This window comes from Paracidovorax anthurii, assembly GCF_003269065.1.
Lineage (GTDB): Bacteria > Pseudomonadota > Gammaproteobacteria > Burkholderiales > Burkholderiaceae_C > Paracidovorax > Paracidovorax anthurii.
The window spans coordinates 24,224-38,570 of sequence record NZ_QLTA01000052.1 but is presented as its reverse complement, the minus strand read 5'-3'; the positions used below and the strand labels follow the sequence as shown (position 1 = coordinate 38,570).

The 14,347-nt window shown below is 66.5% G+C and carries 12 protein-coding genes and 1 pseudogene; 3 read left to right on the top strand and 10 right to left on the bottom strand.

Annotated elements, in window-relative coordinates:
- Together AX018_RS19990 and AX018_RS19985 are read right to left on the bottom strand one after the other, a co-directional pair.
- On the bottom strand, positions 1-219 hold a 219-nt coding region (locus AX018_RS19990; RefSeq protein WP_170146262.1), incomplete at its 3' end, for a transposase.
- 371 nt (positions 220-590) lie between these two features.
- Positions 591-2,228, bottom strand: coding sequence for a hypothetical protein (locus tag AX018_RS19985; RefSeq protein ID WP_245951724.1), 1,638 nt, complete (start codon positions 2,226-2,228; stop codon positions 591-593).
- Positions 2,229-2,383: 155 nt separating this feature from the next.
- On the opposite strand from AX018_RS19985, the gene AX018_RS19980 reads away from it, so the two are divergent.
- The 3 genes from AX018_RS19980 (at position 2,384) to AX018_RS19970 (ending at position 5,240) form a co-directional block, all read left to right on the top strand.
- Entirely contained in the window at positions 2,384-2,647 is a 264-nt protein-coding gene (locus AX018_RS19980; RefSeq protein ID WP_245951722.1) for a hypothetical protein, read from the top strand.
- Positions 2,648-2,889: 242 nt separating this feature from the next.
- The gene (locus AX018_RS19975) at positions 2,890-4,452 is read left to right on the top strand and encodes a hypothetical protein (RefSeq protein WP_111880966.1); all 1,563 of its coding nucleotides are present in this window, start codon (positions 2,890-2,892) and stop codon (positions 4,450-4,452) included.
- A gap of 401 nt (positions 4,453-4,853) precedes the next feature.
- Complete coding sequence (locus tag AX018_RS19970; protein WP_211322488.1) at positions 4,854-5,240, top strand: M23 family metallopeptidase; 387 nt, start codon at positions 4,854-4,856, stop codon at positions 5,238-5,240.
- A 134-nt stretch (positions 5,241-5,374) separates the two neighbouring features.
- On the opposite strand, the gene AX018_RS19965 is transcribed toward AX018_RS19970, so the two are convergent.
- The 8 genes and pseudogenes from AX018_RS19965 to AX018_RS19930 all read right to left on the bottom strand — a co-directional run bounded on the left by AX018_RS19965 (position 5,375) and on the right by AX018_RS19930 (position 14,344).
- Positions 5,375-7,282 carry a S8 family peptidase gene (locus AX018_RS19965; RefSeq protein ID WP_111880961.1) on the bottom strand — a complete coding sequence of 636 codons (1,908 nt, stop codon included), beginning with the start codon at positions 7,280-7,282 and terminating at the stop codon, positions 5,375-5,377.
- Positions 7,283-7,589: 307 nt separating this feature from the next.
- Positions 7,590-8,894, bottom strand: a pseudogene (locus tag AX018_RS19960) (glycerate kinase type-2 family protein).
- A complete protein-coding gene (locus AX018_RS19955) occupies positions 8,882-9,886 on the bottom strand; it encodes a transketolase family protein (protein WP_111880977.1) in 1,005 nt (334 codons plus the stop codon). Before AX018_RS19955 ends, AX018_RS19960 begins: the two are co-directional and overlap by 13 nt.
- A gap of 15 nt (positions 9,887-9,901) precedes the next feature.
- The gene (locus AX018_RS19950; RefSeq protein WP_111880958.1) at positions 9,902-10,729 is read right to left on the bottom strand and encodes a transketolase; all 828 of its coding nucleotides are present in this window, start codon (positions 10,727-10,729) and stop codon (positions 9,902-9,904) included.
- A 25-nt stretch (positions 10,730-10,754) separates the two neighbouring features.
- Positions 10,755-12,014, bottom strand: a complete 1,260-nt coding sequence (locus AX018_RS19945) for a TRAP transporter large permease (RefSeq protein ID WP_111880956.1) — start codon at positions 12,012-12,014, stop codon at positions 10,755-10,757.
- Positions 12,011-12,511: a TRAP transporter small permease gene (locus AX018_RS19940; RefSeq protein ID WP_111880954.1), complete on the bottom strand. Its 501-nt coding sequence runs from the start codon at positions 12,509-12,511 to the stop codon at positions 12,011-12,013. Before AX018_RS19940 ends, AX018_RS19945 begins: the two co-directional genes overlap by 4 nt.
- 46 nt (positions 12,512-12,557) lie before the next feature.
- Complete coding sequence (locus tag AX018_RS19935) at positions 12,558-13,541, bottom strand: TRAP transporter substrate-binding protein (protein WP_111880952.1); 984 nt, start codon at positions 13,539-13,541, stop codon at positions 12,558-12,560.
- A gap of 53 nt (positions 13,542-13,594) precedes the next feature.
- Complete coding sequence (locus AX018_RS19930) at positions 13,595-14,344, bottom strand: SDR family NAD(P)-dependent oxidoreductase (protein WP_111880949.1); 750 nt, start codon at positions 14,342-14,344, stop codon at positions 13,595-13,597.
- Between the last annotated feature and the right edge of the window lie 3 nt (positions 14,345-14,347).

Below are 14,347 nucleotides of genomic sequence, written 5' to 3'. Positions count from 1 at the left end.
CCACTTGCGCCAGTACGCATAGACGTTGTGCCACTTGGGGAACTGCGGCGGCAGATAGCGCCACTGACAACCCGTGCGAAGCAGGTACAGCACTGCACAGAACACTTCGTACAGATCCAGCTTGATCGGTTTGGTGCTGCGCCGAACGCTGCGCAGCAGCGGCTCGATCTCGGCAAACTTCTCTCTACTGATGTCGCTTGGGTATGGCTTTCTTTTCACCCCAGGATTGTCGGGGGAGATCGTAAACACGCTCTGAGAAGTATTTTTACGGTTGAAGTAAGTTGCTACGCTGGACAAGATGAAGAGGGAAATTCAACTGGGATAGGAAGACACATTGCAATCCATTGCGAGCACTTCATGCAATGGCTCCAGTGCTTGGTAAGCAGCGTTCTCGGTCACTTGCCCTCACATCCCCGACTCACGGTATCTGCGCAACTGTGGTCATTGCATGGAACGGTCTGGCGCAGCTCGACTGGCCGGTATCGGAGGTCTGCTGACGTAGACGCACGTCGCTACCTCGAGCGCGTTTATGACCTCTGCTGACGCATGGCGGCATCGGCGTCTGGTTGGCAGCCCATCGCCTCAACACATCACTGCGCATCATCAGGATGTCGCCACGAATCTAAGCGATGCGCCTGCAGGTCAAGTTGGAACTGGTCTGGATCTACGAAGCGCAGAAGGCGAAGTTGATCAGGCGATGGCAGCATGATGTAAGCATCCATGCCGGGCAGGTCTGATTGATTCCATCCGAAGAGCACGCCTCTGTAGTAAAGGTGGTCCCTGAGCACTTGATACGGCTTGACGGACGTGCCAACAATGGCCGGTCGCTCCCGTTCCACCTCCTTCAGCTTGGCGCCAGCCTCACGGGACCTGTCGATCAGGTTCTCCAGGCTTGCATCAAAGCGCTGCAGAGGATTGCAGATCGCGGACACACCTGGAGCGCGAGTAACTTCGTTGAAGAAGGCCACGCACTCCATCAAGTGCGAGTCATAGAAGCTCGGCTTGGGGCGGGGGGAGCAATCCGAGAAGGGCGTCGGAATATATTCGATACATATCTGCATCGACTGCGGCATGTTGTCAATGCGTACGCGCATCAGGGGATTCAGCTCATAGAACATGAGCGGGCCAGGCCCAGCGAGTCGGAGCGCGATCAGGATACTTGCAGAATCCGCAGCGATTTTGCCAAGTTGTCGGTCCTCGGCTCTCGCGACAACTCTCTGTAAGCACTGCTCGGCTAATTCATTGCGGCCATGACGAAGATGCCAGCACCCCTCCGCATAGTCGATGACGAACATCAACAAGCCGGAGGGGGTGACCGCGTGCGAATCCGCACGCAACTTGTCGAGATTCGCTTCGTCCAGCTCGTTCACCTGAGCGACAAGTTTGTCGTACTCCTTTGACAGCGTCCAATAAGGGTCGAGGTAGCCCCAGCACATGCGGATGCGGTTTTTCTGTGTTTTCTCAGGGGAGTCACCGCTACTGTCCAAGGCTGCAAGCAGCTTACCGGCCACCAGAGCGAGAAGATCTTGCTCTGGAATGATCTCGGAAGCCATGGCGCACAGCCGCATCGTTGCCATGCCAGCGAGGTACAACCGGCGCACCGCGTCAACCGCGGCGTCAAGCTCCTCCGGAGAGGAGAAGCCGCTCTGCATTTCAACGCGCAGGTCGGCAAGGTCCTGCTCGATGGACGAGTGCTTGCGCTGCGAGCGCTGATCCAGTCTGGCGAGCGTCGAACGGAACTCAGGGGCGTTGACGCTCTCAGGAATCGCTCGTTTGACCTCTGTCTTCCAAGTGGCTAGATAGCTTGTGTTGCCACCGGTGACAGAAGCGGCATGCACTTCAAGCAGTATCCGAGCGATGTCCAGCACTGACTCAGGGTGTTGGCGGGCATCAGCAAGCATCTGAGCAATCCATGGGGCCGCCCAGATCTCGATAAAGCGCCGCAGCCCTTCTTCCACCGTCGCCTCGGTAATCAGTGGGATAGCCCTGGCATTGGTTATCTCCGTTTCGATATCGAGCAGTTGTGCTTTGACAAGGCTTCGGAGCACTTCGTTCGAGCCCGCGAGCAGAACCAACAGCCGGTCTTCGAGGCCAGCGCGGTGAGGCGAGCCGCTATAGGCGTCGATCCGTCCGCCAAACGAGCCGAGGCCGGCGAGCGCATCCTCCTTGTTCCGTGCGACCCCAAGCCCAGAGGCCAGGCCATCAATGACGGCGGAGAAGGTAGGCAAGTGTGCGTGAGCGGATGGCGTGGCTGTGAGCATCGGTTTCCGTGATTTCCGGTAGAGCAGGATAGCGTCAGCCGTGAATATTGCACTGTCGACGCGTAAACGTCGGCGCCCAACTCAACGGAAGGAAAATAATGCAAGACCGGACATTTCGCCCCATGTATGCGATGAGCCTCGACTGGCACCTGACCAGGGCCCTTGAGGAGTACGAGTTCTCGGAGGTCAGCGACAAGCTGCGCGATCAGTTGACCGAACGTGGGATGCCGCACAGGGAGGCGGCAATCAAGGCGCCAGTCATGCTGGACGGCATGGACAGGGCGCTCCAGGGTGAGTTTGACTTCAAGCGCATTCGCAGCGAGCTGTGCGCGGATCGGCGCAGCCGTGAAGCAGCCTGCCCCAGCCTGCCCCACGACGCCGACTAACGCGAGTCGTTATACGGCATACACGGCGCGCATATAGCGCCGTGTCCCATTTTGCCCAACTGAACTGACAGGCGGCTTCCGGCCTTTGCGGTCACTCTTGAGTGGCAGCTCAGGGTGCTGGGAGCACGTTGGTTGGTGCATCATTGGTCATCCGAAGTTGAACAGAAACGCTGATCACCCGTGAGCTGATCGGCAGCCAACCCGCTGACAGGGTAGGTCGCTATATTGAGGGAGGCGCAAGCATGCGAACCGTTTATGCCACAGCACTGGAGGTCGGCGACGAATCCGACGTTTCAATCTCGCTGAACTACGTCGGTCGGTGGATACAGGACTGGTACCGTCGTCAGCGCCTCTCCATTGACGTGTTTCAGAGCCTGGGGGAAGGAGACTTGACGGTTAGTCCCGCCGAAGGGCATCAGCTCTCCATTCGGCACCACGCCACCAAGGAGGCGCCCAGCGAACAACTGGTTGACCTACGGTGGGCATACCCAGACCAGTACGACAAGAGCCTGGGATGGGTCATTGCCTTATCCCTGCTCAAGCAAGGCGATGGACTGCTGTTATCGGTGGAGTTGGCCGTGACGGGCTTACAGCTGGTGATAGCGCCTACAAGCATCAAGCTCGGCTCGCCTCGGGTCATCCGCGACCTTTCACGTCTTCGTTCGATACGCCTTCAAGGCCACCCTTACAGTCTGACGCCTGAGCTTGTCGGTGCAGAGCACGTTGACTTGCTGGTCAGCGAACTGACGGACTCGACTCGCCCGTATCCCATCGTTCTCGTGTCGAGGCGCGTGCAGGATGACGTTCCCATGACCAACTCAAACGAGCTAGCAGAACGTCTTGCAGGCGTGGCCAAGGTCTACGAATTGGCCGACAAGTGGGCAGCGTTCAGACTGACAGAAGAAGTTGGCAAGACCTTGTCCTGCTTTGGCGGCGCCGTTCGCCTCTACTGGCCTCGCTTTCATGACGAGGCTGACCCGTTCACGCATCCGCTCTGGATGCCATGGCAGTTCAAGGATGCGGATGCCACCGATCGCACGCTCGGCCAACTCTGCAACATGGTCTTCGACGCAGCTTCATTCAGGCATGTGGAGCCCCTCGCCATCTCGCGAATTCGCTCGGCGGCGGAGCGAGAGGCTCGTGAGGCGGCTCGCAAAAGCGGAGCGAAGTCCGAAGACGAACTCCTCGACGACCTCATTGAGATGGAGCAGAAGCTCAAGGCAATAGAGGCTACCAACGCGGAGCTTCTGCAAGAGAATAAGACCTTGCGTGAGAATGCTGCGGCCCTCGTGGCGCATGCCACTTGGAAGGACCTGACGCCTCCTACCTCGCAGGCGCCAGCTGTCGTCCCGGAGCCAGTGGTTCCTACGAGCGTTGAAGAGGCTGTGCGACAAGCAGAAGCCAGATCCAAGAACGTCCGCTTCCTGCCGTCTGCCCATTCTTCCGCTTCAGCCTCCCCCTACAAGCAGCCAGAACGCGTTCAGGAAGCGCTCGCGGCGCTGGAGGAGGTAGCGTCGATCTGGGGCGAGACTATCGGCTCAGGCAAAGCTGGTGGCTCCCTTCGCCAGCTTTTCAAAGCGCGAGGCTTTGACTATGCCGATGATGTATCACAGACGTCCAAGGGCAAATGGGGTGGCGAGTACACCGCAACCTACAACGGTCAGGAAATGGACATCTCGCCGCACATTACCCTGGGCGCGAAGCAGCCTGACACGTGCTTATCAATTCACTGGGCCTGGCACAAGGACGAGAAGGTCGCACTGGTAGCGCACGTGGGGCGCCACAAGACCAACACGAAGACCTAACTTGGGCTGCTTTCGGAGGCTGAAATCGCAGGCCGAGGGGTCTGCAACGGGTCGAGTGGGAACGGTCGCCAGGTGCGCCAGCTGTCGTTCAGGCGTGGCGTGGCGCTGCAACACCCCATTGACTGGTAATGGCGGTGCAGTTGACGGTCGGGACGGCGGCCTCTGAAGGACCGCTGCTGCTCTTCACCATCGCTCGCCACCGCAGATGCATCCGACAGCGTTCAGCCTGAAGCAGGCACCGAACCATCCATCACGATAGATCACCCATGGTGGGAGACAGTTGCGTGAGAGAACAGGCACAGGCAAAACCTTATGCCTCCCATGCCGCCCCTCGCCAAGTTCTTACGCTGCTTATCGCCCTCGCTGCCCTTGGCTTCGTCCTCCCCATCGTCGACTCCACGGTGCGCGACTGGAATCCACGCACGTTCCGGCATGGGCCCTGGGGCGTGCCGGGTCTGCACAAGGGCATCGACATCTTCGCGCCGCGCGGGCGCGACGTGGTCTCGGCGGTGCCCGGCATCGTGGTGTACCGGGGCGAGCCGGGCATTGGCGGGCACGTGGTGGCGGTGCGGGGGCCGCGCTGGCGCATCCTCTACTACGCGCACCTGGAGCCACCGAAAACGGATGCGGGCGGGGCAGCGCCGCTGCCGCGCTTCGTGGGCCGGGGCACGCGCATTGGGGCGGTGGGCACCTCGGGCAAGGCGGCGGGCAAAGCGCCGCATCTGCACCATGCGGTGGTGCCGCTGGTGTCGCTGCCCTGGCGTTACAGCCATGCCACGCAGGGGTGACAGCAGATGTTCTACCTGGACCGGGGGCGGCGGCTGCGCGCAGCGGACTGACCGGCGGGCCTGCGAGTCAGTCCGCTCTTCACGGCTGTGCCGGTCCATCGCCGGCACGGCGCCGCAGCCCCGCCCGGAGGCGCTCAGCGGCGGTAGCGCAGTGCCATGGCGCGGGACACTGCCAGCTCCGCGTTGACGAAGCCGTAGCCTGAACGCACGTCGTAGCCCGGCCCGCTGAGGGGATCGTCGAAGTCCATCATGTCGCGCGCCGTTTCACGCAACGCCGGCCCCACCTCGTCAGCGCGCATCTTCATGCCGGAAGCCTGCAGCATCAGCGCGGCAACGCCGGCCAGGTGCGGGGATGCGGCGGACGTGCCGAGGAAGTTGGGCCAGCCGTTGTCATCGATGTCCACACCGAAGAAGGACGTGTCCACCCCGTCGGGCCCGCACAGATCCGGCTTGCGGGTGTCCAGCGGCTCGGGCAGGAGGTTGCCGTCTGCATCGCGCGTGCGCGCGAAGCCGCCGGTGGAGGAGAACGGCTCAGCCACCGGGCCGCGTGGCGTGTTCACCCGCCAATAGCGCACGGCGCAGGCGACGATGGCGCCCTCGGAGGCGTTGTGGCCCACGGCGGTGCCCGAATGAAAAGCCGCATCGCGCGGCCAGTCCACCAGATCCATGTCGTTGGGCTGCGCGATCAGCTTGAACCGGCCCGGCAGACGGCCCACGCCTTCGGGCATGCCCACGCCGATGTGGATGGTGAAGGTTTCGTCAGCCGCGTCGGGCCTCAGGAGCGCGAAGACGAATTCGACGGGGTCACCGCCCACATTGCGCGCCGCGGAGATGAACCTGATGTCGCTGCCCTGCGCATCGGTGAAGGCAAACAGATCCAGATCGGAGGCCGCTCCCGTGCGCGACTTGGTGAACGAGGCAAAAGGCTCGTCCCACTGCATCACGATACGCACGCGGCCACCGCGGTGCACGGTGACGGGGAAGGTGGTCTGCCCGCCGCCCCAGTCGTGCAATTGCCAGCGGCCTGCCGCAGAGCCGCCCCGTGTCAGATCGCGTGCGGGCAGCGGCCGAAAGGAGCCTTCGGCGGACCAGTCGCCGAGGTTGGCCGCGGCATTGATCGACACCACGTTCTGCTGGGCCAGGATCTCGCGGTGGGCAACGCTAATGGGGCCTTCCTGGAACCAGGGATCGTTGGTCCAGAGTACGTCGTCGCTGATGATGTTCGCGCCCGCCTTGGCCAGGGCGCGCAGGCCATCGGCATGGTCCTGGACGCTCTCGGGGATGTAGACCGCCAACGCTGCGCCGGGGGCGACGTCGTGGATGATCTGCGCCATCGCACGGCCTTCGTCGCTGTCCGGACTGCTGCGGTCCTTCAGCACCCGCACGGGCTGGAGGCGCCCGTTCGGGTTGCCCGGCCCGGGCAGGTCGCCGCGCGCCACGTCCGAGGCAGCGTCGCCCTGTGTGTCGTAGCCCGTGGAGGTCACGCCCACCACCACGCCGGAGCCGTCCAGTCCGAAAATCCGGCGTGCCCGTTCGCTGCCCTGCACGGCATCGCCCTGCGAGGTCACGGAACCCGCATTGCCGAACGGCTCGGGAGCGGGCCGCACGAAGCGCGCCGTGCGCAGCGACCGCAGCGCTCCGAGGCTGGCCACGGCCATCCGGCCCAGCACCAGATTGCCCTGCTGCCGCACGTCGATCACGCCCAGATGCTTCAGATCGGCCGCCAGCGCGGTGTCGTCGCCGACGGAAAGGGCCTCGATGCGCACCATGCCGTCCACGACCCTGGGCCCGACGAACCCCTTGGCGTCGTCTGCGGAGGCCGACAGGTTGCCGCCTCGCCGCAGGTATTCCGTCCAGAGCATCTTCAGTTGCGGATCGATGAAGGACTGTCCTTCCATCGCCGCGCCGACGCTTTCAGGCTGAACCATCACCCCGGGTGCCTGCTGCTGGGCCGCAGCCCCGCCCGCGCCCAGGACGCCCAGGGCGCACAGCACCCCCATGCCCCACACATGCCATTGCCTGTTGTATTGGAATTTCAGCATCCGCATAGGTAGATACATACCTCTCTGGCGAAATCGCCATTGGCCATCCGTTCATCGAACGCCCCGCCCATGGCGCTCCGGGAGCGCCAGGGCAGCGGGCGGCCCCGCGCACCAATGCACGGGGCGACGGATTCCACCATGCGATTTCCGCGATTTCGCCCCGATTGCAACCAATGCAGATGGTTGTTGCATTTCGTAACCACCATGTCATCCCGCTGACGAATCCGCGCCCTGGGCCGGCTTGCCAGCCTCCGGGATGTCTCCCGGGCATTCGCCAGCCAGCGCCGTGGGCGCCGGCGCGGGCCCGTCAGCACACGAGCAGGGCGCGGAAGTCGTTCACGTTGGTGTGCGTGGTGCCGGTGACGACGAGGTCGCCCAGCGCGGAGAAGAAGCCGTAGGCATCGTTGCGCCGCTGGTGGTCGGCCAGGCCCAGCGCCTGCGCGCGGGCCAGGGTGTCGGGGGCCACGCGGGCGCCGGCGTTGTCCTCCATGCCGTCGATGCCGTCGGTATCGGCGGCCAGCGCCCACACGCCGGGCTGGCCCTGCAGGGCCTCGGCGACACCCATGCAGAACTCGCCCGCGCGGGCCGCCACCGGAGGTGGGACGCACGGTCACCGTGGTCTCGCCGCCGCTCAACAGCACGCAGGGACGCTGCAGGCTGCTGCGCCCCTGCGCGATGGCGCGGGCCATCCGCCGTGCACGCGCCCTACCTCGCGCGATTCGCCCTCGATGGCATCGCCCAGGAGATGCACCACCAGGCCGGCCGCGCGCGCCGCCTCCGCCGCCGCTTCGAGGGACTGCTGGGGCGTGGCCAGCAGATGCACGCGGTGCCCGGCCAGCCGCGCGTCGCCGGGCTTGGGCGTTTCCCAGCGCCCCGCTTCCAGCGCTTCGCGCACGGGGCCCGGCAACGGAATGCCGTAGCGTGCGGCGATGGCGAGCGCATCGGCGCAGGTGGTCGGGTCGGCCACCGTGGGGCCGCTGGCGATGACCGCGGGATCGTCGCCCGGCACGTCGCTGATCGCCAGCGTGACCACCGCGGCCGGCGCGCAGGCCGCACCGAGGTGCCCGCCCTTGATGCGCGAGAGATGCTTGCGCACGCAGTTCATCTCGGCAATCGTGGCGCCGCTGTGCAGCAGCGCGCGGTGGATGGCCTGCTTGTCCTCCAGCGCCAGCCCTTCGGCCGGCAGCGTGAGCAGGGCGGAGCCGCCGCCCGAGATGAGGCAGAGCACGAGGTCGTCCTGCGTGAGCCCCTGCGCCAGCGCCAGCATGCGCCCAGCTGCCCGCAGGCCCGCGGCGTCGGGCACGGGATGCGCCGCCTCGGCGATCTCGACGCGGGAGCGCAGGCCGGGCGGGCGCGGCGGCGTGTGCCCGTAGCGCGTCACCACCAGTCCGGACAGCGGCGCCTCCCCGGGCCACAGCGCTTCCAGCGCGTGCACCATCGCGCCGCCGGCCTTGCCGGCGCCCAGCACCAGCGTGCGACCGCGCGGCGGCGACGGCAGGCACCCGGCCATGCCCTGATCCGGCCGCGCGCGGCGCACGGCGGCCAGGAAGAGGCCGAGCAGGACATCGTGCGGAGCGCGGACCGCCGCGGGCGCGCCGCTCACGCCAGCCATCGCTTGAGCGACTCCACGACCTTGCCGGTCGAGATGCCGTAGCGGTCGTGCAGCGTCGGGAGCGCGCCGGCGTCGAGGAAGGCATCGGGCAGCGCCAGCATCCGGAAGCGCGCGGGCGCCACCCCTTCACGCAGGAGCAGGCCGGCCACCGCCTCGCCCAGCCCGCCCACGGAGGAATGGTTCTCGGCCACCACGACCAGCCGCCCCGGGCGCCGCGCCTCCGCCAGGAGGGTGGCGGTATCCAGCGGCTTGATCGTCGGGCAGTGCAGCACCGCCACGCCCACCTTGTCGTCGGCCAGCTGCCTGGCGGCCTCCAGGGCGCGCATGGTGAGCAGCCCGCTGGAGATCACCAGCACCTCCGCGCCGTCGCGCAGCAGCTTGGCCCGGCCCAGCTCGAAGCGGTAGTCGTATTCGTCCAGCACCAGCGGCACGCTGCCGCGCAGCAGGCGCATGTACACCGGCCCCGCATGCGCGGCGATCTGCGGCACGGCCTGCTCGATGTCCAGCGCATCGCAGGGATCGACCACCGTGAGCCCGGGAATGGCCCGCATCATGGCGAGGTCCTCGGTGGCTTGGTGGCTGGGGCCGTAGCCCGTGGTGAGCCCCGGCAGCGCGCAGCAGATCTTGACGTTGAGGTTCTCCTCGGCGATCACCTGGTGGATGAAGTCGTAGGCGCGCCGCGTGCCGAACACGGCATAGGTGGTGGCGAACGGCACCAGGCCCACCTTGGCCATGCCGCCCGCAGCCCCCATGAGGAGCTGCTCGGCCATCCCCATCTGGAAGAAGCGTTCGGGATGCGCCTGGGCGAAGAGGTGCAGGTCGGTGTACTTGGCCAGGTCCGCCGTCATGCCGACGACCTCGGGGTGCGCGGCGGCGTACTCGACCAGCGCCTTGCCGAAGGGTGCGGCCTTGACGCGCTGCCCCTCGTCGGCGATCGAGGCGATCATGGCCGAGGTGGTCAGGCGGGGTTTCTTCTGCGTTGCGGTGTTCATGGTCTTCTCCATCGCTCAGGGACGGTGGGCGTCGAGCACGTCGAGCGCCTGCTGCCATTCGGGCGGGTCCACGCGGATGAAATGGTTCTTGTCGCGCGCTTCCAGGAAAGGCACGCCCTTGCCCATGAGGGTGTCGCACAGGATCACGCGCGGCCGGGCCTCGGACAGGTGGCGGGCCGTGTCGAAGGCGCGCACCACGGCGGGCAGGTGGTTGCCGTCCACACGCTGCACGTGCCAGCCGAAGGACGCCCACTTGTCCGCCAGCGGCTCGAAGCCCAGCACCTTGGTGGAAGGGCCGTCGGCCTGCTGGTTGTTGATGTCCACGAGGCAGATCAGGTTGCCCAGCCCGTGGTGCGCCGCGGACAGGGCGGCCTCCCAGGTCGAGCCCTCGTCGAGCTCGCCGTCCGACATGGAGTTGTAGACGAAGGCCGGGTTGCCGCGGTGGCGCAGCCCCAGCGCCATGCCCACGGCGATGGGCAGCCCCTGGCCCAGCGAGCCGCCCGAGATCTCCATGCCCGGCGTGTAGCCCGCCATGCCCGACATGGGCAGCCGGCTGTCGTCGCTGCCGTAGGTCTCCAGCTCGGACTCGGGGATGATGCCGGCCTCGATCAGCGCCGCATAGAACGCGATCGCGTAGTGCCCGTGGGACAGCAGGAAGCGGTCGCGCCCGTCCCACTCCGGATCGTCGGGGCGCAGTTGCAGGGCGTGCGCATAGGCCGTGGCCAGGACGTCGGCGTAGCCCAGGGCCTGGCCGACGTAGCCCTGGCCCTGGACTTCGCCCATGCGGACCGCGAAGCGGCGGATGCGCCACGCGGCCTGGGCGATGTGTTGAAGGTGGTTCATGAGACCTCGCGGATGGAGTGGAGGGTCAGTGCAGGGTCAGCCAGGGCAGGTAGGCAAAGCCCAGCAGCAACAGCAGCGCGACCAGGTAGAAGGGAATCAGCTCCTTGACCACGTCGCCGATGCGCACCTTGGCGATCGAACTGGTGATGAACAAGGTGGTGCCGATGGGCGGGTGGTACAGCCCGATGGACAGGTTCACGATCATCATGATCCCGAGCTGCACGGTGTCCATGCCCACGGCGGACGCCAGCGGCACGAACATCGGCGTGAGCAGCAGCACGGCCGCCGGCAGGTCGATGAACATGCCCGTGGCGAGCATGATCAGGTTCATCGCCAGGATGATCAGCCAGGGCGACTGCAGCGTTTCCTTCGCGTACTGCGTGAAGGCGGCGGGCAGTTGCTCGTAGGTGACGATCCAGCCCACGACGCTCGACGCCATGATGATCAGCAGCACCACGCCGGTGGAGATGCCGGCCTCCACGGCCGCGGTCTTGAGCTTGGCCAGCGTCAGGTCGCGATAGACGATGCCCGACACCACCAGGGCGTACAGCGTGGACATCACGCTCACCTCCGTCGGCGTGGCGATGCCGAAGCGCAGGAAGATGATGATCAGCACCGGCATCGCCAGCGCGGGACCGGCGTGCAGCAGCTGCCGGCCGAAGGCGGGCCATTCGAACGGCGTGGTGTCGCGCGGGAAGTTGCGGCGGCGCCCCTGCACGTAGCACACGGCCATGAAGCCGCCGCACATCAGCAGCCCGGGCAGGATGCCGGCGACGAACAGCGCGCCGATGGAGGCCCCCGACACCAGCGCGTACACGATCATCGGGATCGACGGCGGGATCAGGATGTCGATGGTGGCGGCCGCCGCCAGCGTGCCGGCGGCGAACGGCGCCGGGTAGCCCAGCTTCTTCAGCCACGGGATCAGCATGGAGCCGATGGCCGACGCATCGGCCACGGCCGAGCCGGACACCCCGCCGAAGATGGTGGACGACAGCACGCCCACCTGCGCGGGGCCGCCGTGCACCCGCCCGATCATCATGGAGAGCAGGCTGACCAGGCTCTGGCCCAGCCGGCCGCTGACCATCAGCGCGCCCGTCATCATGAAGAAGGGGATCGCGATCAGCGGGAAGCTCTGCGTCTGCGTGATCATCTGCTCCACCGCGAGGTGGACGGGCACGCGGTCGATGATGAGCAGGCCGCCCACGGAGGCCAGCACCAGCGCGTGCGCGATCGGGATCGACGCCAGCGCGGCGACGATGAAGAGGCCGATGATGAGGACCGTCATGCGTCGGCTCCGATCTCGCGGTGCGCGTCGCCGCGCAGGATCTGCGGAAGCCGGCACAGGGTGACGACCGCCAGCAGCACGAAGCCGAGCAGCAGGCAGCCCACGCTCACCGAGCCCGGCACCTGCATGATGGGGCTGCGCTCGTCGGCGGCGATCTCGAACACCGGCCAGGCGGTCCAGGCGAGGCCCAGGTACAGCACCACCACCACGAGGGAGCCCGCGGCCAGCACCCAGCGGCGCGCGGCGCCGAGCCGCTGCGTCAGCAGCACGACGGCGATGTGCGAGCCGTGCTGGGCGGCCAGCACCACGCCGGCCATGATCATCCAGGGGAACATCAGCTCCGGCAGCTCCGCGGCCCAGGCCAGGCTGGTGCCGGCCACGTACCGCAGCACGACGTTGGTGCTCAGGATGAGGAACACGACCGACAGCGTCACGTACAGCACGGCGTGGCACCACCAGGCGATGGCGACATCCATCGCTCTGAGAAGAGGATTCATGAGGGTCTCCTAGCGGGCCCGCCGGCCGGCGGACCCAGGAAAGGCATCAGCGGGCGGCCTGCTGCACGCGGCCGACGAAGGCGCCGATGGGGCTGGCCAGCCACTTGGCGTACACCGGCCTGGCCGCCTCCATGAAGGCGGCCCGGTCCACGGTATCGACCTGCACGCCCTTGGCCTGGAGATCGGCGACCAGCCGGTCGTCGATGTCCTTGTTGAGCTGGCGCTGCAGCTGGGTCGCCTCGGCGGCGGCCTCCACCACCACCTGGCGGTCGGCCGGCGCCATGCGGTCCCATGTGCGCTTGCTCATGAGGAAGGGCGTGCTCTCGTACTTGTGGCCCGTGAGCGAGATGTACTTCTGCACTTCGTAGAGCTTGGCCGACGCGATGTTGGTCAGCGGGTTCTCCTGGCCATCGACCACGCCCTGCTGCAGGGCCACGTACAGCTCGGAAAACTTGATCTGCTGGGCATCCGCGCCCAGGGCCTGCATGATGTCCACCGTCACCGCATCGGGCGGCGTGCGCATCTTCAGGCCCTTCATGTCGGCGGGCGTCTTGATGGGGCGCTTGCTGTTGGACATCTGGCGCACGCCGTTGTCCCAGAGCCCGAGCAGGATCATGCCCTTGGCCGCCGTCTTGTCGGCCAGCTCCTTGCCGATCGCTCCATCCATCACGCTCCAGGCCTTCTGCACGTCGGCGAAGAGGAAGGGCATGCCCAGCGCGGCGAATTCGGGCACCACGGCGGCCACGGCGCCCTGGCTGTTGGCCGAGAAGTCCAGCGTGCCCGAGCGCAGGCCCGTCACCATCGCGGCATCGTCGCCGAGCTGCGCGGAATGGGCCACCTGGATCTCCACGCGGCCGTCGGTCCGGGCCTTGACCGTCTCGGCGAACTTGAGCGCCGCCAGGTGCCGCGGGTTGTCGGGCGGGTTGCCGTGGGCCAGCGTGAGCTTGACGGCCTGGGCCGAGGCCAGCGATGCGCCCGCCGCGAGGACGGCGGCCAGCAGCGTGCGGCGAAGAAGGGGGATGGATCGCATTGTCTTGTCTCCGTTGTGGTGGTGTTCTCAGGAATGCGCGAGGGGGCGGGGAGTCAATGGATCAGCATGCCCCCGTTCACGTCGAGCGTGACGCCCGTGCAGTACCTGGCCAGGTCGCTCGCCAGGAACACGACGCAGCCAGCCACGTCGGCGGGCTCGCCGATGCGCGCCAGCGGGATGCCGTCCAGGATGCCCTGGCGCTTGTCCTCGGGAATCTTGCCCTTGTTGATGTCGGTGGCGATGAGGCCCGGCGTCACGCAGTTGACGCGGATGTTGCTGCCCCCGTATTCACGGGCCATGGCGCGCGCCAGCCCCAGCACCCCGGCCTTGGCGGCCGAATAGTGCGGCCCGCCCAGGATGCCGCCGCCGCGCTGTGCCGAGACGGAGGAGATGCAGACGATGGCGCCGCTTTGCTGCGCCTGCATGAGGGGCAGCACCGCCTGCGAGGCATAGAGCGTGCCGCGCAGGCTCACGTCCAGGACGCGGTCGTAGTCGGCGCCCGTGATGTCGAGGAACTTCGCGGGCTGGGTCACGCCGGCGTTGTTGACCAGGATGTCGATGCGGCCGTAGCGCGCCTGGATGGCCGCCGCCGCGGCCTCGCAGGAGCCCTTGTCGGTCACGTTGGCCACCAGGCCCATGTGGCCTGCGCCCAGCCGCGCGGCGGCGGCCTGCGGATCGGCGGCTTCCAGGTCCAGGATGACCACCCTGGCCCCCTGCTCCGCCATCATGCGGGCGGTGGCGAATCCCAGCCCGTTGATTCCTGCGCCGCCGGTGATGACGGCCACTTTGTCCTTGAGCAGCATGCA